The 25,428-nt window shown below is 63.4% G+C and carries 27 protein-coding genes and 1 tRNA gene; 16 read left to right on the top strand and 12 right to left on the bottom strand.

The window, feature by feature from the left end:
* Window positions 1–17: 17 nt before the first annotated feature.
* Window positions 18–1,169: a YncE family protein gene (locus tag NKI10_RS18280; RefSeq protein WP_352861292.1), complete on the top strand. Its 1,152-nt coding sequence runs from the start codon at window positions 18–20 to the stop codon at window positions 1,167–1,169.
* A gap of 139 nt (window positions 1,170–1,308) precedes the next feature.
* Complete coding sequence (locus NKI10_RS18275; protein WP_023673757.1) at window positions 1,309–1,884, top strand: cation efflux transmembrane domain-containing protein; 576 nt, start codon at window positions 1,309–1,311, stop codon at window positions 1,882–1,884.
* Between the two features lie 188 nt (window positions 1,885–2,072).
* On the opposite strand, the gene NKI10_RS18270 is transcribed toward NKI10_RS18275, so the two are convergent.
* Window positions 2,073–2,157, bottom strand: a tRNA-Leu gene (locus tag NKI10_RS18270).
* Between the two features lie 205 nt (window positions 2,158–2,362).
* Here NKI10_RS18270 and NKI10_RS18265 point away from each other — a divergent pair.
* Window positions 2,363–2,947: a YqaA family protein gene (locus NKI10_RS18265; protein WP_023673756.1), complete on the top strand. Its 585-nt coding sequence runs from the start codon at window positions 2,363–2,365 to the stop codon at window positions 2,945–2,947.
* 62 nt (window positions 2,948–3,009) lie between these two features.
* The gene (locus NKI10_RS18260) at window positions 3,010–3,528 is read left to right on the top strand and encodes a disulfide bond formation protein B (protein WP_023686688.1); all 519 of its coding nucleotides are present in this window, start codon (window positions 3,010–3,012) and stop codon (window positions 3,526–3,528) included.
* Between the two features lie 266 nt (window positions 3,529–3,794).
* Here the strand turns inward: NKI10_RS18260 and NKI10_RS18255 are convergent, their stop codons facing one another.
* Together NKI10_RS18255 and NKI10_RS18250 are read right to left on the bottom strand one after the other, a co-directional pair.
* On the bottom strand, window positions 3,795–4,352 hold the full coding sequence (locus NKI10_RS18255; protein WP_008874122.1) for an HNH endonuclease: 558 nt from the start codon (window positions 4,350–4,352) through the stop codon (window positions 3,795–3,797).
* Between the two features lie 128 nt (window positions 4,353–4,480).
* A complete protein-coding gene (locus NKI10_RS18250) occupies window positions 4,481–5,122 on the bottom strand; it encodes a DNA-3-methyladenine glycosylase family protein (RefSeq protein ID WP_023685318.1) in 642 nt (213 codons plus the stop codon).
* 74 nt (window positions 5,123–5,196) lie between these two features.
* Here NKI10_RS18250 and gluQRS point away from each other — a divergent pair, with 74 nt between their 5' ends.
* Window positions 5,197–6,072: a tRNA glutamyl-Q(34) synthetase GluQRS gene (gene gluQRS, locus NKI10_RS18245; protein ID WP_352861290.1), complete on the top strand. Its 876-nt coding sequence runs from the start codon at window positions 5,197–5,199 to the stop codon at window positions 6,070–6,072.
* Here the strand turns inward: gluQRS and NKI10_RS18240 are convergent, their stop codons facing one another.
* Window positions 6,073–6,360, bottom strand: a complete 288-nt coding sequence (locus tag NKI10_RS18240) for a hypothetical protein (protein ID WP_023701414.1) — start codon at window positions 6,358–6,360, stop codon at window positions 6,073–6,075.
* A 219-nt stretch (window positions 6,361–6,579) separates the two neighbouring features.
* Between NKI10_RS18240 and NKI10_RS18235 the strand changes: the two genes are divergently transcribed.
* Window positions 6,580–7,455 carry a DMT family transporter gene (locus NKI10_RS18235; protein WP_352861287.1) on the top strand — a complete coding sequence of 292 codons (876 nt, stop codon included), beginning with the start codon at window positions 6,580–6,582 and terminating at the stop codon, window positions 7,453–7,455.
* Here the strand turns inward: NKI10_RS18235 and NKI10_RS18230 are convergent.
* Window positions 7,452–8,303, bottom strand: coding sequence for a YihY/virulence factor BrkB family protein (locus NKI10_RS18230; protein WP_023671675.1), 852 nt, complete (start codon window positions 8,301–8,303; stop codon window positions 7,452–7,454). The genes NKI10_RS18235 and NKI10_RS18230 overlap by 4 nt on opposite strands.
* Window positions 8,304–8,363: 60 nt before the next feature.
* Here NKI10_RS18230 and NKI10_RS18225 point away from each other — a divergent pair, with 60 nt between their 5' ends.
* The 7 genes from NKI10_RS18225 (at window position 8,364) to NKI10_RS18195 (ending at window position 13,791) form a co-directional block, all read left to right on the top strand.
* Window positions 8,364–9,230 carry an SDR family oxidoreductase gene (locus tag NKI10_RS18225; RefSeq protein ID WP_352861285.1) on the top strand — a complete coding sequence of 289 codons (867 nt, stop codon included), beginning with the start codon at window positions 8,364–8,366 and terminating at the stop codon, window positions 9,228–9,230.
* A gap of 24 nt (window positions 9,231–9,254) precedes the next feature.
* Entirely contained in the window at window positions 9,255–9,446 is a 192-nt protein-coding gene (locus NKI10_RS18220) for a twin transmembrane helix small protein (protein ID WP_352861283.1), read from the top strand.
* A gap of 19 nt (window positions 9,447–9,465) precedes the next feature.
* Complete coding sequence (locus NKI10_RS18215; protein WP_023698700.1) at window positions 9,466–10,047, top strand: cob(I)yrinic acid a,c-diamide adenosyltransferase; 582 nt, start codon at window positions 9,466–9,468, stop codon at window positions 10,045–10,047.
* A 31-nt stretch (window positions 10,048–10,078) separates the two neighbouring features.
* On the top strand, window positions 10,079–10,879 hold the full coding sequence (locus NKI10_RS18210; protein ID WP_023694012.1) for a rhomboid family intramembrane serine protease: 801 nt from the start codon (window positions 10,079–10,081) through the stop codon (window positions 10,877–10,879).
* Between the two features lie 214 nt (window positions 10,880–11,093).
* Window positions 11,094–11,843 (top strand): electron transfer flavoprotein subunit beta/FixA family protein, encoded by a 750-nt coding sequence (locus tag NKI10_RS18205; protein WP_023686691.1) that lies wholly within the window; start codon window positions 11,094–11,096, stop codon window positions 11,841–11,843.
* Window positions 11,844–11,862: 19 nt separating this feature from the next.
* Window positions 11,863–12,792 (top strand): electron transfer flavoprotein subunit alpha/FixB family protein, encoded by a 930-nt coding sequence (locus tag NKI10_RS18200; RefSeq protein ID WP_023686692.1) that lies wholly within the window; start codon window positions 11,863–11,865, stop codon window positions 12,790–12,792.
* Between the two features lie 120 nt (window positions 12,793–12,912).
* Window positions 12,913–13,791 carry a 3-hydroxybutyryl-CoA dehydrogenase gene (locus tag NKI10_RS18195; protein WP_023671668.1) on the top strand — a complete coding sequence of 293 codons (879 nt, stop codon included), beginning with the start codon at window positions 12,913–12,915 and terminating at the stop codon, window positions 13,789–13,791.
* A 29-nt stretch (window positions 13,792–13,820) separates the two neighbouring features.
* Here the strand turns inward: NKI10_RS18195 and NKI10_RS18190 are convergent, their stop codons facing one another.
* The 3 genes from NKI10_RS18190 to NKI10_RS18180 all read right to left on the bottom strand — a co-directional run bounded on the left by NKI10_RS18190 (window position 13,821) and on the right by NKI10_RS18180 (window position 17,149).
* Entirely contained in the window at window positions 13,821–15,755 is a 1,935-nt protein-coding gene (locus tag NKI10_RS18190; protein ID WP_352861280.1) for a PAS domain S-box protein, read from the bottom strand.
* 202 nt (window positions 15,756–15,957) lie between these two features.
* Window positions 15,958–16,596 (bottom strand): NrsF family protein, encoded by a 639-nt coding sequence (locus NKI10_RS18185; RefSeq protein ID WP_352650896.1) that lies wholly within the window; start codon window positions 16,594–16,596, stop codon window positions 15,958–15,960.
* Window position 16,597: 1 nt separating this feature from the next.
* On the bottom strand, window positions 16,598–17,149 hold the full coding sequence (locus tag NKI10_RS18180) for a sigma-70 family RNA polymerase sigma factor (RefSeq protein ID WP_023671665.1): 552 nt from the start codon (window positions 17,147–17,149) through the stop codon (window positions 16,598–16,600).
* A gap of 204 nt (window positions 17,150–17,353) precedes the next feature.
* Between NKI10_RS18180 and NKI10_RS18175 the strand changes: the two genes are divergently transcribed.
* The 3 genes from NKI10_RS18175 to NKI10_RS18165 all read left to right on the top strand — a co-directional run bounded on the left by NKI10_RS18175 (window position 17,354) and on the right by NKI10_RS18165 (window position 21,166).
* Complete coding sequence (locus NKI10_RS18175) at window positions 17,354–18,361, top strand: iron ABC transporter substrate-binding protein (protein ID WP_352861278.1); 1,008 nt, start codon at window positions 17,354–17,356, stop codon at window positions 18,359–18,361.
* 154 nt (window positions 18,362–18,515) lie between these two features.
* Window positions 18,516–20,087: an ABC transporter permease gene (locus tag NKI10_RS18170; protein ID WP_352861276.1), complete on the top strand. Its 1,572-nt coding sequence runs from the start codon at window positions 18,516–18,518 to the stop codon at window positions 20,085–20,087.
* Window positions 20,084–21,166: an ABC transporter ATP-binding protein gene (locus tag NKI10_RS18165; protein WP_352861274.1), complete on the top strand. Its 1,083-nt coding sequence runs from the start codon at window positions 20,084–20,086 to the stop codon at window positions 21,164–21,166. Before NKI10_RS18170 ends, NKI10_RS18165 begins: the two co-directional genes overlap by 4 nt.
* A gap of 35 nt (window positions 21,167–21,201) precedes the next feature.
* Here the strand turns inward: NKI10_RS18165 and NKI10_RS18160 are convergent, their stop codons facing one another.
* The 4 genes from NKI10_RS18160 to ugpB all read right to left on the bottom strand — a co-directional run bounded on the left by NKI10_RS18160 (window position 21,202) and on the right by ugpB (window position 25,395).
* Window positions 21,202–22,263, bottom strand: a complete 1,062-nt coding sequence (locus tag NKI10_RS18160) for a sn-glycerol-3-phosphate import ATP-binding protein UgpC (protein ID WP_352861272.1) — start codon at window positions 22,261–22,263, stop codon at window positions 21,202–21,204.
* Between the two features lie 7 nt (window positions 22,264–22,270).
* Window positions 22,271–23,119, bottom strand: coding sequence for a sn-glycerol-3-phosphate ABC transporter permease UgpE (gene ugpE, locus NKI10_RS18155; RefSeq protein WP_352861270.1), 849 nt, complete (start codon window positions 23,117–23,119; stop codon window positions 22,271–22,273).
* Window positions 23,120–23,128: 9 nt separating this feature from the next.
* Window positions 23,129–24,013 carry a sn-glycerol-3-phosphate ABC transporter permease UgpA gene (gene ugpA, locus NKI10_RS18150; protein ID WP_352861322.1) on the bottom strand — a complete coding sequence of 295 codons (885 nt, stop codon included), beginning with the start codon at window positions 24,011–24,013 and terminating at the stop codon, window positions 23,129–23,131.
* A gap of 71 nt (window positions 24,014–24,084) precedes the next feature.
* Window positions 24,085–25,395, bottom strand: coding sequence for a sn-glycerol-3-phosphate ABC transporter substrate-binding protein UgpB (ugpB, locus tag NKI10_RS18145; RefSeq protein WP_352861268.1), 1,311 nt, complete (start codon window positions 25,393–25,395; stop codon window positions 24,085–24,087).
* Window positions 25,396–25,428: the final 33 nt, after the last annotated feature.

Genomic DNA, 25,428 nt, shown 5'->3' with positions numbered 1-25,428 from the left:
CACGACAAGCCATCCTGATGATCAGAACCTTTTTGCGTCACGCCGGTCCCCGTGCGGCCTTTTTGCTGCTTGCGCTGCTGCCTGTCCGCGCCTGGGCCGATAGCTGTCCCGAGGATTGCAGCGAGCCCGCGCCGTCCATCAACATCTACAGCCACACCGCCGCCAGCCATCTCAGCCCGGCCACGCTGGGTGCACTGCCGCGCGTCTATGTGCCGAACCGCTCCTCCAACAGCGTCACGGTGATCGACACCATGACACTCAAGGAAGTCGACAGGTTCCCGGTCGGCAGCAAACCGCAGCACGTCGTGCCGTCCTGGGACCTGAAGACGCTCTGGGTCGCCAACAATGGCACCGGCAAGAACGGCAGCCTGACGCCGATCGACCCGATGACCGGCAAGCCCGGCCCGCAGATCGCCGTGGACGATCCCTACAATTTGTATTTCATGCCGGGCGCGGCCATCGTCGTCGACGAAGCCCTGGAGCGGCTCGATTTCCGCGATCCTCACACCATGGCGCTAATGTCGAGCCTGCCGACGCCCACTTGCCCCGGCATCAACCACGCCGAATTCTCGGTCGACGGGGCCTACGCGATCTTCACCTGCGAATACGGCAATGGCGGATTGGCAAAGATCGACCTGAAGAACCAGAAGGTGCTTGGCCATCTCGACTTCTCGAAAATGGGCATGCCGCAGGACATCCGCCTCTCGCCCGACGGCAAGGTTTTTTACGTCGCCGACATGATGAATGACGGCGTGTTCCTCGTCGATGGCGACAGTTTCAAGGAAATCGGCTTCATCCCGACCGGCATCGGCGCCCATGGCTTCGTCGTCAGCCGCGACGGCAAGCGGCTCTATGTCTCGAACCGGGGCTCGCACAAGATGGAGCAGGGCCAGGCAAAGGGACCGGGCAGCGTGACGGTGATCGACTTCGCTACCCGCGCGGTCGTCACGCAATGGCCGATCCCCGGCGGCGGCAGCCCCGACATGGGCAACGTCAGCGCCGACGGCAAACAACTATGGCTGTCCGGCCGCTTCGACAGTGCCGCCTACATGATCGACACGACATCAGGCGCGGTGACCAAGTTTCGGGTTGGCTCAGAGCCGCACGGCCTGACGGTGTGGCCACAGCCGGGGCGGTATTCGCAAGGGCATACGGGGGATATGCGCTAAGTCCGTGTTCGAGGCGCGGCTCGAACGCAAAAGGTCGCAAGGGCAACCGCCCATCGGCCGGGACCCGGAACGAGCAGGGGCTTTCCTTGGAAACCGCGAAGCTGTAGCTCCACACACTGGTTTCGGATACTGCCAGAAGATGAACCTTCGCCGCATCGTCCTCATCGTCGCGCTTCTCAATCTTGCCTATTTCGGGATCGAGTTCGCTGTGGCGCTCGCCATTGGATCAGTGTCCCTGTTCGCCGACAGCATCGACTTTCTTGAAGATGCTTCCGTGAACCTCCTTATCCTGCTCGCACTTGGGTGGTCTGTGCGCTCCCGTGCGCGGGTGGGGATGGCATTGGCGCTCATCCTTCTCATGCCGGGTCTGGCAACGCTCTGGACGGCTTGGGAGAAGTTCAACGTGCCGGTGCCGCCGCAGCCCATCGCCTTGACCTTGGCGGGACTTGGCGCTCTCGCCGTCAACCTGTCCTGTGCCTACATGCTGGCCGCGCACCGGCATCGTGGCGGCAGCCTCACAAAGGCGGCCTTCCTGTCGGCCCGCAACGACGCCTTGGCCAACATCGCCATTATTGCCGCAGGGTTGGTCACGGCCTTGCTCTGGCATTCCGCGTGGCCCGATTTGGCGGTGGGATTGGGGATCGCGGTCATGAACGCCGACGCGGCCCGCGAAGTGTGGGAAGCTGCCCGTGAAGAACACCGTGCGGCGGCCTGAGAGCACGTAGAGCGGGGCTACCGGCCGCCGCTGATTGGCGCTATCGCTGTCATCCTCAGCAGCCGCGGTTGGCTCTGTGTTCGAGGCACTGTTCGAACCCGGAGGGTTCGCAAGGGCGACCGCCCGTCGGCCGGTCAGGCCGCCCCATCGGAGCCCGTGAGCGAAGCGAACTGGCGTGAGATAAAAAATGGTGCCCCTAGCCGGAATCGAACCAGCACTCCTTGCGGAACTCGATTTTGAGTCGAGCGCGTCTACCAATTCCGCCATAGGGGCTCAGGCCCAAAGGCCTGGATGGGCGCGGACTATACGGTTGGAGGCCTGTTCGTCAACTGGCCAAATGCGCCGCCGTGCCCTGCTTGCGGCAAAAGCCCGCCTTTCTGTTTCATGAAGCTCCTGCCATTGTGCGGCGCGGGAAATCTTTCTAGACAGACGCGCATCAAAGCGCGTTGCGTGTGGCAACCTGCATCCAGGAGAGCCGATGCTTCGCGGACTTTACGACTGGACCTTGTCGCTGGCGGCCCGCAAATCCGCCGAATGGTGGCTGGCCTTCATCGCTTTCGTCGAAAGCTCGGTGTTTTTCATACCTGCCGACGTCTTGTACCTGCCCATGGCGTTGGCGCGGCCCGAACGCGCCTATCGGTACGCGCTGACCGCCACCGTTGCGTCCGTGCTGGGCGGCATTGCCGGCTGGCTGATCGGTTACTATGCCTACGACACGATAGCACGGCCGATGCTGGAGCACTTTGGCGGCCTTGACGCGTTCGAGAGGTGGCAGTCGGCCGGCACCGGGCTGATGCTGGTGCTGCTCGTCACATCGGGTGCCGCCCACCTGCCGCCGATCAAGGTGGTCACCATTCTGGCAGGCGCCCTCCACGTCAATCTTTTCGTCTTCATCGTCTCCGCCATCCTGGCGCGTGGCGCTCGTTTCCTGCTTCTTGCCTGGCTGCTGCGCCGCTATGGCGAAGAGATCAAGGAATTCATCGAGAAGCGTTTGGGATTGATCGTCGGCGCCGGCGCCGCCGCCCTGATTTTGCTCTATATCGTCGTCAAATACGCCTTCTGACCGCCCAAGGCGGGCGGTGGGTCAGGACTATGCCGGCGGACGGCGAATTCAACGGACGAAACATGACAGCCACGATGACAGCCGATACCGGACGCCAGCGGACGCGCACCGCTTTGTTTCTCGCCGTCGCCATGGCCGCCACGGTCGGCTCCGCGCTCGCCTTCCAGCACATAGGCGGCTACATCCCCTGCCATCTGTGCCTGGAGCAGCGCACGCCCTATTATATCGGCGCCCCGCTGATGCTGCTGGCGGTGATCGCCTCGATGTTCAGCGCACCCGCATGGCTGACGCGCGGCCTGCTTGCCGTCGGCGGCCTGCTGATGCTCTACGGGCTCTATCTCGGCGTCTATCATTCGGGCGTCGAATGGGCCTGGTGGCAGGGCCCGGCCGATTGCACGGCCGGCGCCGGCCCGGTCGACACCGGCGGCAAGGGCGTGCTCGACGCACTCGACAAATTCGTGCCGCCATCCTGCGACAAGGCAGCCCTTCGTATCCTCGGCCTGTCGCTGGCCGGCTGGAACGCCATCGCCAGCTTCATCCTCGCCGCCGTCGCCTTTCGCGGCGCGCTGGCCCGCGATTAATCAAGTGCGAGGTCGCGCCATGCGGCCAGTCTCTAAATGTTGGCACCGCCCCTCATTGCCCTGCCGGGCATTTCTCCCCGTATAGTGACGGGGAGAAAGACGCAGTCATCAATGGTTTCGCCAATCCCGAACGCTGAAAGAAGGGCGCCAAATTTGCAGCCAATTCCCTTCTCCCCGTCACTATACGGGGAGAAGGTGGCGGCAGCCGGATGAGGGGCAGCACCTGACATCGGCGATTGCCCTGGCAAGGCCGATCGCGCCAATCCCTACGGCTCCAACTCCACATCCCAGTAGAGATAATCCATCCAGCTTTCATGCAGATGGTTGGGCGGGAACAGCCGGCCATTGTTGTGCAGGTCGTGCACGGTCGGCTGGTATGGCTTCTGCAGCGGCCACATCTTGGCGTGCGCCGGCATCATGCCGCCCTTCCTCAGATTGCAGGGTGAACAGGCGGCCACGACATTCTCCCACGTCGTGGCCCCGCCGCGATGGCGCGGGATGACGTGGTCGAAGGTCAGATCCTCGGGCGTGCCGCAATACTGGCACTGGAAGCGGTCGCGCAGGAACACGTTGAAGCGGGTGAATGCCGGGTGCCTCGACGGCTTCACATAGGCCTTCAGGCTGACGACGCTGGGCAGCTTCATCGAAAAGGTCGGCGAAGACACCGCATGCTCGTATTCGGCGACGATGTTGACCCGGTCGAGGAACACCGCCTTGATGGCGTCCTGCCAGGACCAGAGCGACAAGGGGTAATAGCTGAGCGGACGGTAATCCGCATTCAGCACCAGCGCAGGAAGCCCATCCGGAGATACGGCAACCGTCACCTTGTTGACCTCCTCGTTCTAGAACCGATCGGCGCGGATACTGTAAGCCCGACATGACAGGGATGTGAAGCGGATTGTCATCAGCCAAAAGCGGCAAAAATGCAGGATTTTCATGCTTTTTTACGGTTTCAGGCCGGAGGTGCTGCGTCCCGGCCCCTGGTTTCGCGATAATAGGACCAGAAAAGCCGCGATGCGACGCCTCGCCACGGGCTCCATGATTCGGCCAGAGCGATCAGCGTTTTCTCCGGCGGACGCGGCTCTATGCCGAGCGCGTGGCCAACCGCGCTCTGCAGCGCGACGTCGCGCGCGGGGAAAATATCGGGGTGGCCGGCGGCAAACAGGAGATAGACTTCCGCCGTCCACGGGCCGATGCCCGGCACCGCGATCATAGCCGCGATCGCCTCTTCGGCGTCGAGCGAACAGAGGTGATGCAGGTCGAGCCCCTCAACCACGGCCTGCGCAACCGCGATCAGACCGCGCTGCTTCGGCCGCGACAGCCCAGCCTCACGAAACATGTCCTCGCCGGCGGCAAGGATCGCCTGCGGCGTCAGCGGATCGACCAGTTTCACCAGCCGGCCGAAAATGGCATCGGCGCTCGCACGGGATACTTGTTGCGAAACGATAATGGAGGCCAGGCTTCGAAAGCCGGGCTCCGACAGCCGCAGCGGCACCTCGCCGGCCATGCCGCGCACCTTTTCCAGGCGCGGATCGATTGCGCAAAGCGCATCCAGCCCGCGCGCAATATCGTCCAGTGTCGCGATGCGTTGCATGTTTTCTTGTTCCTGAACCGACCTCACGGTAGCAATTGGCAAAACCGCTGCACAACCCGATTGCCGCTTGTGAGATGACGCTCCTGACATTCCGCTTCGCGCCGAGCCCGAATGGCGAACTGCATCTCGGCCATGCCTATTCGGCACTGCTCAACCAGCAACTGGCGCGTGCGGCCGGCGGCCGCCTGCTGCTGCGCATCGAGGACATCGACACGATCCGCTGCACGCCTGAATTCGAGGCCGGCATCTTTCGCGACCTCGAATGGTTAGGTCTCGAATGGGAACAGCCGGTGCGGCGCCAGGCCGAGCATTTCTCCGACTATCAGGCCGTGCTCAACCGGCTGGTCCGCGAAGAACTCGTCTACCCTGCCTTTATGAGCCGTGGCGAGATCAGGGCCTTCATCGCCGACAGCGAAAAGCGCGGCCGCGGCTGGCCGCGCGACCCGGACGGCGTGCCGCTTTATCCCGCCGCCGACAAGGCGCTGCCGGTCAGCGAACGCAACCGCCGCATCGCCGAAAATGCGCCCTTCGCCTGGCGCCTCGACATTGATGCAGCGCTGGCGCGCGTCGGCACGGATTTGTCCTGGCGCGAATTCACCAACGAGACGCTTTCGGCGACGCAGCGAGTCGAGGCGCGTCCGCAGGACTGGGGCGACGTCATTCTGGCGCGCCGCGACATCCCGACCAGCTATCACTTGGCCGTCGTCGTTGACGACGCTCTGCAAGGCGTCAGCCATGTCGTGCGTGGCCGCGACCTTTATTCCGCGACCGGCATCCAGCGCCTGCTGCAGGGACTGCTCGGCCTCGGCCAGCCGCAGTATTTCCACCACCGTCTCATTCTCGGACCGGATGGGCGCAAACTGTCGAAGAGTTTTGCTGATACCGGCCTTGCCGCGCTGAGGCAGGCAGGCATGTTGCCGGACGATGTCAGGCGGCTGGTCGGGCTCTGACTAAAGCCGGGCCAGCCCCGCCTTGAGCAGCGCCAACGCGCCTATAAACGCGAAGGCGCCGCCCAGTCCCCAGGCAACCGCGAGCTTCAGATCTCTCAGGACGATGCCATGTTCGTTCGCGGCCATGACCGCGACGAAAAAGCCGAGCGTGAACAGCAATGTGTTGCCGGTCGACCCAAAACCGTCCTCCTGCATGATGGCGTCGAGCGCTGAACCGAAGAAGAAGCCGAACACGGCCACACTGGCCACCGTCATCAACAGCCAGCTTGTATCGAGATGCAACAGCATGCGCGCTCCCTGTCGAAGCCGAAACGCCATGTCGCCGGATCGATCGACAGAAGTCGATTGCCCTGACGCCGCCCTTTGAATTCGGCCACCTCCTACATCAGGATGAGCTTATGTACCAATTGTTTCGCTTTGCTTGCCGGATTGAACCGCATTAGAGCAATTGCCGTATTTGTCTCTTCACCGAATCGGACCTCTCCACCGGAAACGGCTTCCCCGAAAATGCACAGTCTCAAGCGGTTCATCCCCGCCTCGTTTGTCGTCCTGTGGGCGACAGGTTTCATCGGCGCGCGCTACGCCATGCCCTGGGCCGAGCCCTTCACCTTTTTGGCGGCCCGCTTTGTCATCGCCGCCTTGCTGCTCGCCGGGCTGATGCTCGTGCTTGGCTCGAAGCGAGCCACAAGGGCAGAAGCGCTTCACGCCACGGTCTCTGGCATCCTCATGCATGGCATCTATCTCGGCGCGGTGTTCTGGGCGATCCACAGGGGCATGCCCGCCGGGCTTTCGGCGCTGATCGTCGGCCTGCAGCCACTGATCACCGCCGTGCTTGCCGGCCGATTCCTCGGCGAGGCCATCCTGCCGCGCCATTGGGCCGGCCTTGCCGTCGGCCTTGTGGGGGTGATCATCGTGCTGTGGCCGAAGCTCGGCGCGCTCGGCGGCGGCGTTACGCCCGAAACCCTGACGGCGTCGCTGGTCTCGGTGCTGGGCATGAGCGCCGGGACCATCTGGCAGAAGCGCTATGCCTCGGGTGGCGACCTGGTGGCGGCGACGATGTGGCAATATATCGGCGGCGGCTCGCTGATGATCCTAGCTTCGCTGGCACTGGAGACCCACACGGTGATCATCAACGGCGAACTGATCTTCGCCATGGCCTGGCTGGTCCTGGTGCTGTCGATCGGCGCCATCTTCCTGCTGATGGTGATGATCCGCGACGGCGAGATGTCGAAGGTCGCGTCGCTGTTCTACCTGGTGCCGGCCGTCACCGCTGTCATCGCCTGGGCGCTGTTCGGCGAACAGCTCAGCCTCGTGCAGATCGTCGGCATGGCAATCGCGACGCTCGGCGTCGGGCTGGCCACGGCTCGGCCAGCCAAAACCTAGCTGCCGACACGTGCGCGCGCTTCGAGAAAGCGGCTGATCGCCGCATTGAGTTCGCCGCCGAGGATGAAGATCGCCGACAGCATATAGAGGAAAACCACGGCGATCATGATCGAGGCGAGGCCGGCATAGGTCGTCACATAGGACGAGAAATGGTCGAGGTAGGTCGCGAACATCGTCGAGCCGACAAGCCACGCAGCCAGAGTGAAGATGATGCCAGGCACCAGCGAGACAAAGCGGCGCTTGCCCGCCGGCAGCCAGTAGTGGACGGCAAACAAGCCACCAATGATGACGGTTGAGGCGATGACGTAGCGCCACAGCGTGATCGTGCCCGTATAGGGTTTGATCCACTCGAAATGAGCTTCCGCCAGCCGCGCCAGCAAGGGCGCAAAGACCAGGAGCACGCTGATCGCCAGGAAACCGGCCGTCGCGATCAGCACGAAGAAAATGCTCTGCACCCGGCGGTAGATGATGCCCCGCGTTTCGGCGACGCGGTAGGCGCGGTTGAGCGAGGTGCGCAGCGCCTCGATGCCGTTGGAGGCGAAATAGGCCGCCAGAAGCACGCCGTAGGTCAAAAGATCGGTGCGCCGCACGGTCAGCACGTTGAGCACCTCGCGCGCGATAGGCTTGGCGATCTGTTCGGGCCAGGTGTCGAAGACCAGGTGCACGGCAGTATCGGCGAACGCCTGCGCACCGAGGAAGCTTGCCAGCGTGGTGGCGAAGATCAGGAACGGGAACAGCGCCATGAGCGAAGTGATCGCCAGATGGCTGGCCATGGCCCAGCCGTCATCGGTGTTGAAATGGCCAAGCGCGTCATAGAGCACGCGGCGCAGCACGACGATATTCCGCATCAAGAGCCGCGTTCCCTTCGATTGTCTCGACGCCGCGAATATGGGAAGGGATTGTGGCAAATGGCAACCCTTGCTCAAACCACGACGCCGCCTGCCAAAGAGTTGCGCACCATCATCGTCACCGGCGCCTCGTCCGGGATAGGCGCCCACTGCGCCCGTGCGCTGAAGGCGGATGGCTGGCGGGTGCTTGCAACGGCGCGCAAGCCGGATGACATAGCCGCACTTGAAGCCGACGGCATCGAGGCCTTTTATCTCGACTACCGTGAGCCGGATTCCATCGCAGCACTTGCGGCATCGGTGCTGAAGCGGACAGGCGGACGCCTCGACGCCCTGTTCAACAACGGCGCCCATGCACAGCCCGGCGCCGTCGAAGACCTGCCGGTTGCGGCATTGCGGGAGCAGTTCGAGGCCAATTTCTTCGGCTGGCACGACCTCACCCGACGCATCGTACCGGTAATGCGTCGCCAGGGACATGGCCGCCTCGTTCATTGTTCCTCGATCCTTGGGCTAGCGCCGGTGCCTTTTCGCGGCGCCTACTCAGCCTCCAAGCACGCGCTCGAAGGCCTGATGCTGTGCATGCAGCAGGAACTCAGGGGCAGCGGCATCCATGTCTCGCTGATCGAACCGGGGCCGGTGACCTCGAAAATCGCCAGCAACGGGCTGTTCTGGTTCCTGAAAAACATCGACCACGAGAATTCCGTCCACCACGTCGCCTATGCCACGCAGCTGGCGCGGCTTCGGGCCGGCGGCAGCTCATCACGGCTGAAAAAGGGGCCGGATGTGGTCTATGCGGCCTTGCGCCATGCACTTCTGTCGCGGCGCCCGCGCCCGCACTATGTGGTAACAGTGCCGGCCAGGATTGGCGTGATGCTCAAGCGCATCCTGCCGGCATCGATGCTCTACCGCGTTCTGGCCGGACGCGCCTGATCGCAACAGAACTGGGAACAGATCATGGCAACCGTCATCAAAGTCCTCCTCGTCCTCGTCATGGTCGCCGTGGTGATCGCGCTTGTCCGCGGCCTCATCAACATGATGCGCGGCGGCTCCGGTGTGAGCTCGAACAAGCTGATGCAGGCACGCGTGCTGCTGCAGGCGCTGGCGTTGGCACTGATCCTGCTGGTGGTGTATTTCACCCGCAAGTGACGGCCGTTCGGGAGGCGACGTGGTCAAGCTCAACAAGATCTACACCCGCACCGGCGATGACGGCACCACTGGCCTCGGCACCAGTGAACGCAGGCTGAAATCCGACCTGCGCGTCGATGCGTACGGCACCGTCGATGAAGCCAATGCCTGCATCGGCATCGCCCGCCTGCACACAGCGGCAAGTTATCCCGCCATCGACGCCATGCTGTCCCGCATCCAGAACGATCTGTTCGACCTCGGCGCCGATCTCGCCGTGCCCGACGACGGCAAGCCGCTCGGCTACGAGCCGCTGCGCATCATCGCCTCGCAGACCGACCGCGTCGAAAAGGATATCGACCTTCTCAACAAGGATCTGCAGCCGCTCAAATCCTTCGTGCTCAATGGCGGCACGCCGGCGGCGGCAGCACTTCATCTTGCCCGCACCGTGGCGCGACGGGCCGAGCGGATCATGGTGGCGCTGGCGCAGGACCCGGCCGAACATGTCAATCGCGAGGGGCTGAAATACATAAACCGCGTCTCCGACTTTCTGTTCGTCGCCGCCCGTGCGGTCAATGACAACGGAAATGCCGACGTGTTATGGGTGCCCGGCAAGAACCGCTGAATTTTCTCGAAGGCGGGAAAGGGCTTGGGGCATGTTCATCCCGCTTTACGACTCCAACAGGTTGCGCCACATCCGGCTGCAATATGTGACGATCGGCCTGATCGCGGCCAACGCGTTGGTCTTTCTCATCACCACGATCGGCGGCGAAAATTTCAACAATGCCGCCGTGCTCGGCCTCGGCTTTATTCCTTCCGTTGTCCACGATACGGCAGAACTCTCGCCCCAATTCGTCGTCATTCCGGAGAGCCTGAGTTACCTCACCTATGCCTTCCTGCATGCCGATATCTTTCATCTCGGCGGCAACATGCTGTTCCTGTGGGTGTTCGGCGATAATGTCGAGGACGCACTCGGCCACATCCGCTACCTCATCTTCTACCTGCTTTGCGCCATCGCCGGCGCCTTCTTGCAGGGGCTCGTCGCCTGGAGTTCGGAGGTTCCGCTGATCGGCGCCTCCGGCGCCATTGCCGGCGTCGTCGCCGCCTATCTGGTCCTCTACCCCCGGGTGAAAGTGTGGGTGCTGGTCTTTGCCCGGATTCCGCTGCGTATCCCGGCCTTCATCCCACTGATCCTGTGGATCGGCTTCCAGGTGGTGATGTTTGCCGCCGGCGGCGAAAACCAGATATCCTGGGCCTGCCATATTGGCGGCATCATTGCCGGTGGCGTGCTGGTGCTCATTATGCGCAGCCGCGGCGTGCCGCTGCTCGCCGGTGGCGACGGCGAACCGCAACCCGCCGATCAGCCAGCCGCTTCTACTGGGCCGGCGCCAGCCGGTCCCGCTCCCGTGCAACCTGAGACGCGTTGGGGCCGGGGTGGCGCTTCCGGTCACAAGTGAACCGATTTGGGTGGTTTGGCCGCTGCCGTGGCATATTGACGTGTTGCGTCGCCACAACTACGGAGAGCGCCACCGCTAGGCGGCAGAAGACCAGAATTCGTCCGGCCAGGATTCCGTTTGGCCGGAATTCAGTCAGGAATGTCGGCTTTCGACAACTCTGCGGAGGCGCACGCTGCTATAGCGCGCCCGGATATCTCAGGAGAGGTGACAGACAATGAAGATCCTTGTGCCCGTGAAGCGGGTTGTGGATGCGAACGTCAAGGTTCGCGTCAAGGCCGATGGTTCGGCGGTGGAACTCGCCAACGTCAAGATGGCGATGAACCCGTTCGACGAGATCGCGGTGGAAGAGGCGCTCCGGCTGAAGGAAGCCGGCAAGGCCGAAGAGATCATCGTCGTTTCGGTCGGCCCGCAGCAGGCGCAGGAAACGCTCCGCACCGCGCTCGCCATGGGCGCCGACCGCGCCATCCTGGTCAAGACCGACGAGCAGACCGAGCCGCTCGGCGTCGCCAAGGTGCTGAAGGGCGTCGTTGACGCCGAACAGCCCGGTCTCGTGATCCTCGGCAAGCAGGCGATCGATGATGACTCGAACCAGACCGGCCAGATGCTGGCCGCCCTGCTCGGCTGGGCACAGGGCACTTTCGCCTCCAAGGTCGTGATCGACGGCGACAAGGCCAAGGTGACGCGCGAAGTCGACGGCGGCCTGCAGACGGTAGAGCTGAAAATGCCGGCGATCATCACCGCCGACCTTCGTCTCAACCAGCCGCGCTATGCCTCGCTGCCCAACATCATGAAGGCCAAGAAGAAGCCGCTCGACGAAAAGAGCCCGGCCGATTACGGCGCCGACGTCAAGCCGCGCCTGAAGGTGCTCAAGACCGAGGAGCCCAGCGGCCGCAAGGCGGGCGTGAAGGTCAAGAGCGTCGCCGAACTGGTCGACAAGCTGAAGAACGAAGCCGGCGTGCTCTGAGACTGGAAGGAACAGATAAATGACCATTCTCCTCATCGCAGAACACGACAACGCAACTCTTTCCGACCAGACCGCCAAGGCGCTCTCGGCGGCGCTGCAGATCGGTTCGGACGTGCATGTTCTGGTTGCCGGCAAAGGCGCCAAAGGCGCTGCCGACGCCGCCGCCAAGCTCGAGGGCGTGAGCAAGGTGCTGCTGGCCGAGGCCGACGAACTGGCCGAGCGCCTCGCCGAACCGCTCGCCGCACTCGTTGTCTCGCTGGCCGGCGCCTACGACACCATAATCGCGCCGGCGACCTCGTCGGGCAAGAACGTCGCGCCGCGCGTCGCGGCCCTGCTCGATGTCGCGCAGGTGTCGGAAATCATCGAAGTGATTTCGCCCGATACCTTCAAGCGTCCGATCTATGCCGGCAACGCCATCCAGACGGTGCAGTCGAGCGACGCCAAGAAGGTGATCACCGTGCGGACCGCTTCCTTCCAGGGCGCGCCCGAAGGCGGTTCGGCCGCGGTCGAGACGATCCAGGCAGCGTCCAATCCGGGCCTGTCCACCTTCGTCGAGAACAGGCTGTCGGAGACCGACCGTCCGGAGCTGACCTCGGCCAAGATCATCATTTCGGGCGGCCGCGCGCTCGGCTCCTCGGAAAAGTTCCAGGAAGTCATTCTGCCGGTCGCCGACAAGCTCGGTGCAGCCGTCGGCGCCTCGCGCGCTGCCGTCGACGCCGGCTACGCCCCGAATGACTGGCAGGTCGGCCAAACCGGCAAGGTCGTGGCGCCGGACCTCTATATTGCCGTCGGCATTTCCGGCGCCATCCAGCACCTTGCCGGCATGAAGGATTCGAAGGTCATCGTCGCCATCAACAAGGACGAGGAGGCGCCGATCTTCCAGGTTGCCGATTATGGCCTGGTCGGCGACCTGTTCGTCATCCTGCCGGAACTGCAAAAGGCGCTTTGACGCTTTCTGCCAAAGCGTATTAAATTGTGAAAGGGTGGGGTAGACGAAGCTGCCCCACCCTTTTAGTTTGCACTGCACAAAAAGCAGGCCGCAAAGGCCTTTTCGACGGGATCGCTGCAAATGGCCAAGATCGAGACGATCGGCATCATCGGCGCCGGCCAGATGGGCGGCGGCATCGCGCATGTATCAGCACTTTCGGGTTTCAAGGTGCTGATCTACGACGTCTCGCCCGACCGTATCGAGAAGGGCATTGCCACGGTCAGCGGCAACATGGCCCGTCAGGTCGGCTCCGGCAAGCTTGAGGAAAAGCTGCGTAACGAAGCGATGGCGCGCATTTCCGCAGCCCCCACCATGGCTGATCTCGCCGGTGCCGATCTGGTTATCGAGGCGGCGACGGAGGACGAGACGGTCAAGCGCAAGATTTACGCGCAGCTCTGTCCCCAGCTCAACCCGGAAGCCATTCTGGCGACCAACACCTCGTCGATTTCGATCACCCGGCTTGCGGCGCAGACCGACCGTCCCGAGCGTTTTATCGGCATACATTTCATGAACCCCGTGCCGCTAATGAAGCTGGTCGAACTGGTGCGCGGCATCGCTACCGAGGATCAGACCTTCGAGGCGGCCAAGGCCTATGTGAAACAGCTCGACAAGACGATCACCGTCTCTGAAGATTTTCCGGCCTTCATCGTCAACCGCATTCTGTTGCCGATGATCAACGAGGCGATCTACACGCTCTATGAGGGGGTCGGCTCGGTCGATGCCATCGACACCGCCATGCGGCTCGGCGCCAACCATCCGATGGGACCGCTGCAGCTCGCCGATTTCATCGGCCTCGACACCTGCCTGTCGATTATGCAGGTGCTGCATGACGGCCTGTCGGATTCGAAATATCGCCCCTGCCCGCTGCTGGTGAAATATGTCGAGGCCGGCTGGCTCGGCCGCAAGACCGGGCGCGGCTTCTACGACTATCGCGGCGAGCATCCGGTTCCGACGCGCTAACCCACAAAAACGGTAACTTAGTTCCGCCCTCAGGACGCCGCTGCAAGCGGCGGCTCTGCTTGGCCGCTTGATCCGGTATCGTCAGGCGCCACGGAAACACAGCCGCGGCCGGCGGCCTTGGCCGCATAGCAGGCAGCATCGGCCCGGGCGATGATCTCGTCGACTTCACCGCTGTTGCTGTGGATCGGCGCCAGCCCGATGCTGGCGTCTATCGCATGCGGCCGGCCGTCCCAGGTGAACTGCAGGGCGCGGATCGCTTCAATGATCGAGCGCGCGGCAATCCTGGCGCCGGCGCTCGAGCCGGCTTTCAGGACGACCGCGAATTCGTCGCCGCCGAAGCGGGCCACGATATCCTCCGGCCCAAGCGCACCGCGAATGGCCTCGGCAACCCGCTTCAGCAAGGCGTCGCCGGCGGCGTGGCCGCCAGTGTCGTTGACCAGCTTGAAATGATCGAGATCGATGAACATGAAATGATGCTCGCCCGCCGGCCTGGCCGTGCCGGCCTTGCGGCTCCGGTCGACCAGTTCCTCCATGGTGCGGATAAAGCTCGAACGGTTGGCAAGGCCGGTCAGCGCATGATGCGCGGCGGCATAGGCGAGCTGGCGCTGCAAGGCGCGCGCATCGGTGAAGTCCTGGAAGACAATGACAAGACCGCAGAACTCCTGGCGGTCGTTCATGATCGGCGACACCACCTGGCGGATGCTGCAGCGTGTGTCGTCGCGACGGATGAGGACGGCGCGACTGTTCTGGTCGACAGGGCTGGCGCTGCCGAGCGCCGGCCGCGTCATGCCGATCCTTTGCCCGGTTTCTTCGTCCACCGCCCAGTAGACATGGCCAAGCGTCTTGCCGAGCGCCTCCGCGCCAACAACGCCGGTGAGCTTTTCGGCGACCGGGTTCATGAAGGTGATGCGGTTGGCGGCATCGGTGCAGATGACGGCGTCGCCGATCGACTGCAGCGTCACCCTCAGCCGCTCCTTCTCGTCGGCCAGCATTGCCGCCGATACGATGAGGCTTTCCTCGGTTTGCTTGCGCTGGGTGATGTCGGTCAGGCTGCCGATGGCCCTGACCAGCCGTCCGTCCTTGTCGCGTTCGAGCGTCTTGCCGCGGTCGAGGATCCAGACCCAGTGGCCATCCTTGTGGCGCATCCGGAACTCGGCTTCGAAGAACGGTGTCCTGCCCTCCAGATGGGCACGATCGGCTTCGGCGACGTTTTCGCGATCGTCGGGGTGGATCATCGCCAGCCAGCGGTCGGGGTCGCCGTCCAGTTCGCCATCGGCATAGCCCAGCATCTTCACCCAGGTGGCGGAGTAGGTGGTGCCGCCCTTCCGCATATCAAGATCCCAGACGCCTTGTCCGGCGCTGGCCAGGGCAAAATTCCAGCGCGTTTCGGCCTCGGCTATGCGCGCCTCGGATTGCTTGCGCGCGTCGATATCCTCGATCTGCGAGACCAGGTAGAGCGGGCGGCCGCTCTTCTCGTCACGAATGACGGAGCCCGCAAGATGGGCCCATACCGGCGTGCCGTCCTTCCTGAGGTAGCGCTTTTCGAAGTGGAAAGCGTTGACGGTGCCCGCCCGCATGCCGTCCATCGTCTCACGGCCGATCTGCACATCGTCGGGATGGGTGATCTGAAAGAAGGTCAGCGCCTCGATCTCCTGCTTGCTGTAGCCGAGCATGGCGGCGAAGGCCGGGTTGGTTTCGTGGATGCGGCCGTCGAGGCCGACAATGGCGATGCCGATCGCCGAATCCTCCATGGCGCGGCGGAAACGCTGCTCGCTTTCGGCGATCTGCCGGCGATCGTCCAGTATCCGGTAAACGAACAGGGCGGCGAGAATCAGCGCCACGGCGGCGACCGGCACCGATATCTGCAAGCATAGCTTCAGCACTTCGGCGCTGACATCGAGCCGCGACAGCAGGAGCGCGACCACGGCAGCGCAAAGCCCTCCGGCCGCAAGCACCAAAGCCACGTGACTGTCAGCCCGCAGGCTTTTTCGCTCTCGCCGCATCACTGTGCATGCCACCCCATGCGCAACACATTTCTGCAAAAAACACTGGATGATCGATTTTAAGGAAAGGTTGCGTCGGAGCCACCGGCAACACGGTGAACCCGCAAACAATTGCCGGCATGATTAAGGATCGGTGATTATTGGGCGATCTTGAACGGCCCGGTCACCAGCGCACGAAGAACCGTCCCCCGAGCGCGCCCAGACCGGCGAGGACGGCGATGGCGAGCGTGTACCAGGTGGCGACGAAAAGCGGCGAATCGTCGAAGCAGTGCGCGGCGTAGAAGGTCGCCGCCAGGCCGCCGGCGAGCAGTCCCGCGACCGCCCCGGCCAACACCGGCCGCGTCGGCGCGCCATAGCGCAGCATCCACAGGAAGACGGCAAGCGGGCCGATGCCGATCAGCGGGATGAAGCCCATGCAGATCATCATGTTGGAGCCGACCATGCGCGTGCTCCACATCGGCTCCGGCACCATGAACAGTTCGAGAGCCACCGCCACGGCCACCAGCAGCGGCGCCGCCAGCATCCAGGCCGCAGCTCTCGCCGTCGAAGCGCCCGGCGTCGACAACGCCCGGACCAGGCCAAAGGCGGTGACGACGAGCACGATGGTGAACACGAACTTCGCCAGGAACCGCATCGTGTGCATGGCGGTCATGATGTCGGGACGCGGGCCGATGGTGAGAAAGAAGACCAGAGCCGCGATCACCGCCGCGGCTGCCGCCGCCATCAACCAGGCCGAGCGCAGCGGCATCGCCTTGCTGCTTGTGTCGGCGTCGAGTGCCTTGATGAGATCCTCCGTCCTCATGTCACTGCCGCCCGAAGCGCCCCTGCCCAAATCGCTTGGCGATCGCGGCAAGCCCGCGATGCAGCGACACCCGCACCGCCGTCTCGCTGACGCCGAGCCTGGCCGCCGTCTCGCCGATGGAGCGGCCGTCGACCGAGATCGAAGAAACGACGGAACGCTGCGCAGCCGGCAGTCCGTCCAGCGCCCGGTTGATGTCGCGTTCGCTGACGGTCTCGGTTTCCGGCTCGGCAAAGGTCTCGGCGATCTCGTCGATCTCGATTTCGATGCGCCGTCCGCGCCGCCGGAAAGCATCGATCAGCTTGAAGCGGGCTATCGCATAGATCCATGGCAACACCGGCGCGTCCTGGCGCCAGGTATGCCGTTTCACATGAATGGCCAGCAAGGTTTCCTGCACAACATCCTCGGGATCGACCCCGCCCTGTACGATCTTGCGCCTCGCAAAGCCGCGAACCAGCGCGGCGATCCGGTGCAAAAAGTCGGCGTAGGCCCTTTCATCTCCCGCGATCGCGGCCCGCATCAGCCGGGAAAGCTCGGCCTCATCCTTGCCGCTCACAAGAGTTCACTCCCCGATCTTCGCGCCTCGGCACCGATTTGTTACGTGTCCGGCGAAATGATGTCCAAGCCAAAGTGCCGCAAAATCACGAAAGTTTGCGGGAGCGGCGACCGATTGAAGCAGCCGAGCAATGTTGACTACTGCTGTCAGGTATCGATAGGTGCAGCCTGCGAAACCAGAACCACCGAGATTGAGGATGACACCATGAGATACACGCTCTCCACCCTAGCGGAGGCCACAGCGCTGGCCGTGAGCATGATCGCCGGGCCGGCGATGGCCGCGGATGCCGGCATCATCGTCTACAACGCCCAGCATGAGAGCCTGGCCAAGGAATGGGTCGAAGGTTTCACCAAGGAAACCGGCATCAAGGTCACGCTGCGCAATGGCGGCGACAGCGATTTCTCCAACCAGATCGTCGCCGAGGGCGCTTCTTCGCCGGCCGACGTGTTCCTGACCGAAAACTCGCCGGCGATGACCCTGGTCGAAGCGGCGGGCCTTTTCGCGCCGGTCGACGCCGACACGCTGGCGCAAGTCCCGGCCGAATTCCAGCCGAGCAGCGGCAGATGGGTGGGTGTCGCGGCGCGCAGCACCGTCTTTGCCTACAACAAAACCAAGCTCACGGCCGAAAAGCTGCCCAAATCGATGCTCGATCTCGCCGATCCGAGCTGGAAAGGCCGCTGGGCAGCCTCGCCTTCCGGCGCCGATTTTCAGGCCATCGTCAGCGCGTTGCTCGAGCTCAAGGGCGAAGCCGCAACCGCCGACTGGCTGAAGGCCATGAAGGAGAATTTCACCGCCTACAAGGGCAACGGCGCGGTGATGAAGGCGGTCAATGCCGGCGAGATCGAAGGCGGAATCATCTACCACTATTACTATTTCGGCGATCAGGCAAAGACCGGCGAAAACAGCAAGAACGTCGAACTGCATTATTTCAAGAACCAGGATCCCGGCGCTTTCGTCTCGATCTCCGGCGGCGGCGTGCTCGCCTCGAGCAAACACCCGAAGGAAGCCCAGGCGTTCCTCAAATGGGTGACCGGGAAAGGCGGCCAGGACGTGCTGAAGACCGGCACGTCCTTCGAATACGCTATCGGCAAGGACGCGCAGTCCAATCCCAAGCTGGTGCCGCTGGCCGACCTGCAGGCGCCGAAGGTCGATCCGGCGACACTGAACTCCAAAAAGGTGACGGACCTGATGACGGCAGCCGGCTTGCTTTAGGCTGGGTTCGTCCTAAAAGGGCAACGATTGCGCTCCTGCCGGACTTTCCGCAGGAGCGCTCTGTTTTCGAGATGGCATTGTCCATGACAACACATTGCGTTTCCGGCCGCGCCTGCGGCGCCCCCGCCCCGGCGGCAGTGGCGCGGTCGAGCTGATGCAAACTGCGGTCGATCTCGCACGTTCAGGCCAGACAGTCGGGCGGTCCCGCCGGAAGCCCATGTCCTGGATCGCGCTTGCCGCCATAATTGTCTCGCTGCTGTCGCTGCTGCCGCTGGCGTTCATCATCTGGATCGGTGTGCAGATCGGCTGGGACACTGCTTCGGCCCTGGTCTTCCGGCCGCGCGTCGGCGAACTCCTGGTCAACACCGTGCTTCTGGTGGCGCTCACCGTGCCGATCGCCACCGTGCTGTCGGTGACGCTGGCATGGCTGACCGAGCGCAGCGACCTGCCAGGCGCCCGCCTCTGGGCCTGGCTGTCGGTAGCGCCGCTTGCCATCCCCGCCTTCGTGCACTCCTATGCCTGGATTACCCTGGTGCCGGGACTGCATGGCCTGTGGGCCGGCGTGCTGGTGTCGGTCCTTGCCTATTTCCCATTCCTCTATTTGCCACTAGCGGCCGCATTGCGCCGGCTGGATCCCGCCCTGGAAGATGCGGCCGCAGCGCTTGGCCTCGGACCATGGCGCGTGTTTTGGCGCGTCGTGCTGCCGCAGCTCAGGCTCGCCATTTGCGGCGGTGCGCTGCTGGTTGGACTTCATCTGCTTGCCGAATACGGCCTCTATGTCTTCATCCGCTTCGACACTTTCACCACCGCGATCGTCGACCAGTTCCAGTCGACCTTCAACGGCCCCGCCGCCAACATGCTGGCCGGCGTCCTGGTGACATGCTGCTTCGTGCTGCTCGCTCTGGAGGTGCTGGTGCGCGGCGAAGAGCGCTATGCCCGCGTCGGCTCAGGCGCGGCGCGCCACCGGCAGCGCTCGAGGCTCGGGCGCGCCACGCTGGCTTGCCTGGCTCTGCCTGCCGTCACCACGCTGCTCGCCATCGGCGTGCCCTTCGTCACCATCGGCCGCTGGCTGGTCGCCGGAGGCGCCGATGTCTGGCGTTTGGACGAGATCGGCCTGGCGCTTGGCCAGACGCTGTTCCTGGCGCTGGCCGGCGCCTTGCTTGCGACCATCGCCGCCATGCCGATGGCCTGGATCTCGATCCGCGCGCCGGGACCGCTGCAGCGGCTGCTCGAAGGCTGCAACTACATTGTCGGTTCGCTGCCCGGCGTGGTCATCGCGCTGGCCTTGGTCACCATTACCGTGCGCATCGCCATACCGCTCTACCAGACGCTGTTCACAATCCTGGTCGCCTATGCCCTGATGTTCCTGCCGCGCGCCTTGATCAGCCTCAGAGCCTCGATCGCACAGGCGCCGGTCGAGCTCGAACGCGCCGCCGCCAGCCTTGGCCGGCCGCCGCTGAAGGCGCTTTGGTCGACAACGATTCGCCTGTCGGCGCCGGGGGCTGCGGCCGGCATGGCGCTGGTCGCGCTCGGCATCATGAACGAGCTGACCGCCACCCAGATGCTGGCGCCCAACGGCACGCGCACGCTGGCCATGGCGTTCTGGTCCTATAGCGGCGAGATCGACTATGCGTCGGCCGCCCCTTACGCCTTCATCATGGTGGCGATGTCGCTGCCGCTGACCTGGCTGCTCTATGTCCAGTCGAAACGGATGGCCGGGCGATGAGCTTTCTCGAAATCAGCGGCCTTACCAAGCAGTATGGTCCGGTGGCCGCCCTTGCCGGGGTCGACCTCAGCGCCGCCAGCGGCAGTCGCACCGCCATCGTCGGCCCGTCCGGCTGCGGCAAGACCACCTTGCTGCGGCTGATCGCCGGCTTCGAGGCGCCGGACCAGGGCCGCGTCGTGCTCGACGGCGAAGTGCTGGCCAATGGCGGCCATGCGGTGCCCGCGTATCGCCGCGGCATCGGCCTGGTGGCGCAGGACGGCGCCCTGTTCCCGCATCTCAGCATCGCCGACAATATCGGCTTCGGCATGGCCCGCGGCGAGGACCAGCGCGCCGAGCGCATCGCCGAGCTCGCCTATACCGTTGGGCTCGACAAGGCGATCCTCAAACGCCGTCCGCATCAGCTTTCCGGCGGCCAGCAGCAGCGTGTGGCGCTGGCGCGCGCCATGGCGATGAAGCCCAGGCTGATGTTGCTCGACGAGCCGTTCTCGGCGCTCGACACGGGGCTGCGCGCCTCGATGCGCAAGGCCGTGGCCGAACTGCTCGAAGCGGCCGGCATCACCACCATCCTGGTCACCCACGACCAGGCCGAGGCGCTGTCCTTCGCCAGCCAGGTCGCGGTGATGCGCGACGGAAAGTTCTCGCAGGTCGGCACGCCGCGTGAGCTCTATATGCAGCCGAAGGACCGCATGGTCGCCGAGTTTCTTGGCGACGCCATCATCTTGCCGGCAAAGATTTCAGGCGGCTTCGCCACCTCCTCGCTCGGCCGCATCGCCGTCGACTCGAAGGAGCGGCGCGACATCGCCCGCATCATGCTGCGACCGGAGCAGGTGCAGGTAAAGCGCACGTCGCGCGAAGGCATGTCGGGTCCTGCGGGCACGATCTTCGCCGAGGTGACGGACTCGGAATTCGCCGGCTCGATGTGCACCATTGCGGTGCGGTTGTTGAACAACCCCGATCCGCCCGACGCCGCGGCGATCGGCAGCACGCCGCTGATCCTGCGCAAACCGAGTATCGACGCGCCTTCCGTCGGCGAGATCGTGCGCCTGACCGTCTCCGGCAAGGCGCATGTCTTCGCCTGAACTGCCGATGCGTCGGATTGGCGCGAGCGGCTGCGTCAATCGGCTCGTTTCCCAGCATTGTCGAACCAATGCAGCTTCTCGGCCCTGGCCACGACGCGCAGTTGATCGCCGGGTTTGGCCGTGGCGCGGCCGGCCACACGCACGACGATGCGGTTGCCGCCGGCGGCACAGTGAAGAAAGCTTTCGGCTCCCACAGGTTCGACCGCCTCGACCGCCGCAGGCAGAATAAGCGCGCCGGATGATGCCTCAGCACTGAAGGTGACGTCGGCATCCTCAGGGCGGAAGCCAAGCGTGGCGGCGTTCGTAGGCGCGAAGTCAACCGTCTTGCCGTCGGTCAGCGCCGGACCAGCCGGTCCTTGCGAAAGAGGCAGAAGGTTCATCGGCGGTGCGCCGATGAAGGAAGCGACGAAGGTCGAGGCTGGCTTCTCGTAGATGTCGAGCGGCGCGCCCGTCTGCTCGACCAATCCGCCATTCATGACGACGAGAATATCGGCCAGCGTCATCGCCTCAAGCTGGTCATGGGTAACGTAGACCGAGGTGACACCGAGCGAGCGCTGCAAATTCTTGATTTCGACCCGCATCTGGCCGCGCAGTTTGGCGTCCAGGTTGGAAAGCGGTTCGTCGAACAGAAAGACTTTCGGATTGCGCACGATTGCGCGACCCATGGCCACGCGCTGGCGCTGGCCGCCGGAAAGCTCGCGTGGGCGCCGGTCGAGCAGCGCCGTGAGTTCCAGGACCTTGGCGGTCGAGCGAACCCTGCTGTCGATCTCGTCCTTGGGAGTACCCCGGTTGCGCAACCCGTAGGCCATGTTGTCGTAGACCTTCATATGCGGATAGAGCGCATAGTTCTGGAACACCATGGCGATGTCGCGCTCGGTCGGACCGATCGTGTTGACGATCTTGCCGTCGATGGCGACGGTGCCGGAAGAAATGGTCTCAAGCCCGGCGATCATCCGCAGCAGCGTGGACTTGCCGCAGCCGGACGGCCCAACCAGCACGCAAAGCTCCTTGTCGGGAATGGCGATCGAGACACCCCTCACCGCCTCGACGCCGCCGGGATAGACTTTCTTCACATCCTTCAGATCGACGGTCGCCATCAGCTTCTCACTTTTCGGTATCGACCAGTCCGCGCACGAACCAGCGTTGCATCAGCACCACGATCAGGATCGGCGGCAGTATGGCCAGCATCGCGGTGACCATGACCAGATGCCATTGGGTATCGGCATCGGCGAAGGAAACCATCTTTCTAAGTGCGATGACGATGGTGTTCATGTCGTTGCTGTTGGTGACGAGCAGCGGCCACAGGTACTGCGTCCAGCCATAGATGAAGAGGATGACGAACAGTGCTGCGATGTTGGTGCGCGACAGCGGCAACAGGATGTCGAAAAAAAAGCGCCATGGCCCGGCGCCGTCGACACGCGCCGCTTCCGCCAACTCACCTGGAATGGTCATGAAGAACTGGCGAAACAGAAGCGTGGCGGTGGCCGAGGCGATCAGCGGAATGATCAGGCCGGCATAGGTGTCGATCATGCCGAGATCGACCATCACCTTGTAGGTCGGCAGGATGCGCACCTCGACGGGAAGCATCAGGGTGATGAAGATCAGCCAGAAGAAGACCATCCGAAGCGGAAAACGGAAGAACACGATCGCATAGGCCGAAAGGATCGAGATGAAAATCTTCCCCACCGCAATGCCGAGCGCCATGATCGTGGTGTTGAGCAGCAATCGGCCGACACTGACGCCGCCGATGCGGCCGACACCGCCAAACAGCGCCTCGCTGTAATTGTTCCAGACCTGGTCGCCGGGCAAAAGAGGCAATGGCGGCTTGAGGATGGTCTGCAGCGTCTGCGTGGAGGCAACGAAGGTGTAGTAGATCGGGAAAGCGACGATCAGGATGCCCAGGATGAGCACGGCGTGGGCGATGAGGGCGCGAAGCGGGGACTGACCAATCATCGCTCGCGCTCAACCGTAGTGGACTTTGCGTTCCACATAGCGGAACTGGATGGCCGTGAGTGAGATGACGATGACCATCAGGATGACCGACTGCGCGGCCGAATCGCCGAGGATCAAATTGACGAAACCGTCATTGTAGACCTTGTAGACCAGCGTCTCGGTGGCCTTGCCCGGCCCGCCGCCGGTGACCGCATGGACGATACCGAAAGTGTCGAACAGCGCATAGACCGTGTTGACGACCAGCAGGAAGAAGGTCGTCGGCGCGAGCAGCGGGAAAACGATGGTCCAGAAGCGCTTCGTCTCCCCGGCGCCGTCCATGGCCGCCGCCTCTATCAACGTCTTAGGCACCGCCTGCAGCCCGGCGACGAAGAACAGGAAATTGTAGCTGATCTGCTTCCAGGCAGCCGCAGACACCAGCAGGATCATGGCTTGGTTTCCGTTGAGCAAGGGATCCCAGGCAATGCCGAGACCTCTCAAGGCGTAGGCCAGCGAACCGATCGAGGGGTTGAACAGAAACAGCCACAACATGCCGGCAATCGCCGGCGCCACCGCATACGGCCAGATCAGCAGCGTGCGATAAAGGCCTTTGCCGCGCACCACCTTCTCGGCCATGACGGCAAGCAACAGGGCCACACCCATGGCGACGATCGCGGTCGCCAGAGAGAACACCAGCGTAACTTTGATCGAGTTGAGGTAGGCCGGGTCGGCCAGCACCTTGCGAAAATTGGCGAGCCCGACGAAGTTGCTCTTCAGCCCGAACGGGTCTTCCCTAAGCATCGACTGGTAGAGCGCCTGCCCCGTCGGCCAGTAGAAAAAGATCAGCGTAATGGCGAGTTGCGGCGCCACCAGCAGGTAAGGCAGGGTCTTGTTGGGAAAGACGACGCGTGGAGACAGTGTGGTTCCCTCGCTGTTCAGGAAGTCGTCCACGCGGGTCCGCGTGGACGAGGTTCGACTGACAAACCGCTTCAGTTTCCGATCGCTTCCTGAATCGCCTTGTTGCCGCGTGCGACCGCATTGTCGAGCGCCTGCTGCGCAGTCTGCTGGCCGGCCAGCATCTTCTCGAACTCCTCATTCTCGATGTCGCGCACCTGCGGCAGGTTGACGAGGCGCACGCCCTTCGAGTTCTCGGTCGGCGCCTTGCCCAGCATCTGCAGGATCGGCGTCTCACGGCCCGGGTTCTTGTCATAGAAGCCGGACTTCTTGGTCGCCTCATAGGCAGCGAGCGTCACCGGCAGATAACCCGACTTCTGATGCAGATACTCTTGCACTTCGGTCTTGGAGAGATAGGAGAAGAACGCCGCCACGCCCTTGTATTCCTCGTCCGATTTGTTGCCGAACACCCACAGGCTGGCGCCGCCCGGCGTGGTGTTCTGGGGCGCGCCCTTGGCGTCACTATCATAGGGAAGCTGGCCGATGCCGTAGTTCATGCCCGATTTGACGATGTCACCGAGACCCCCTGACGATTCGGTGAAGATGCCGCATTCTCCGGCAAGAAAGATCTGCTTGGCTTCGGATGTACGGCCGCCATATTTGAAGGTGCCGTCCTTGGCCAGGTCGGCGAGCGCCTGGAAATGATTGACGAAGATCGGCGCATTGATCTTGAGCTCGACGTCGGTTCCGGCAAGTCCATTCTGGTTGGTGCCATAGGAAACGTCGTTCCAGGCAGCGAAGGCCTCAAGGTGGATCCAGGTCAACCAGGTCGAGGTATAGCCGCAGGAAGCGGCGCCGCTCGCCTTGATCTTCTTGGCGGCTTCCCACACCTCGTTCCAGGTCTTTGGCGGATTGTTCACATCAAGCCCGGCCTTCTGGAAGATATCCTTGTTGTAGTAGAGGATGGGCGACGAGGAATTATAGGGGAAGGACAGCATGGTCCCGTCCGGCTTCGAATAGTAGCCGACGATGCCGGGCAAGTACTGGCTCTTGTCGAAGGTCACGCCGGCGCTGGTCAGCACATCGGCCACCGGTTTGATCGCACCTTCGGCTGCCATCATGACGCCGGTACCCACGTCGAACACCTGGATGATGTCGGGCGCTTGCCCCGCACGATAGGCAGCGATGCCGGCATTCAGCGTTTCGGGATAGGTGCCCTTGAAAACAGGGAGAATTTCATAGTCGCTCTGGCTGGCATTGAAATCCTTGGCGATTTTGTCGACCACCTCGGCATTCGCGCCGGTCATGGCATGCCACCAACTGATCTGGGTGGCGGCGAAGGCGGAGGTGGTGGAAAGCAGGGTCAAGATGGCGGCAACACCGGCCGCAAAGCCGAACAACTTCATGTTTCATCTCCCGTTTGTCATTGGCGAAAGGGG

Origin of the sequence: Mesorhizobium sp. M0802 (assembly GCF_040320115.1) — a bacterium.
In the GTDB taxonomy this organism is placed as follows: Bacteria; Pseudomonadota; Alphaproteobacteria; order Rhizobiales; family Rhizobiaceae; genus Mesorhizobium.
This window is presented reverse-complemented; position numbering and strand designations above follow the sequence as displayed.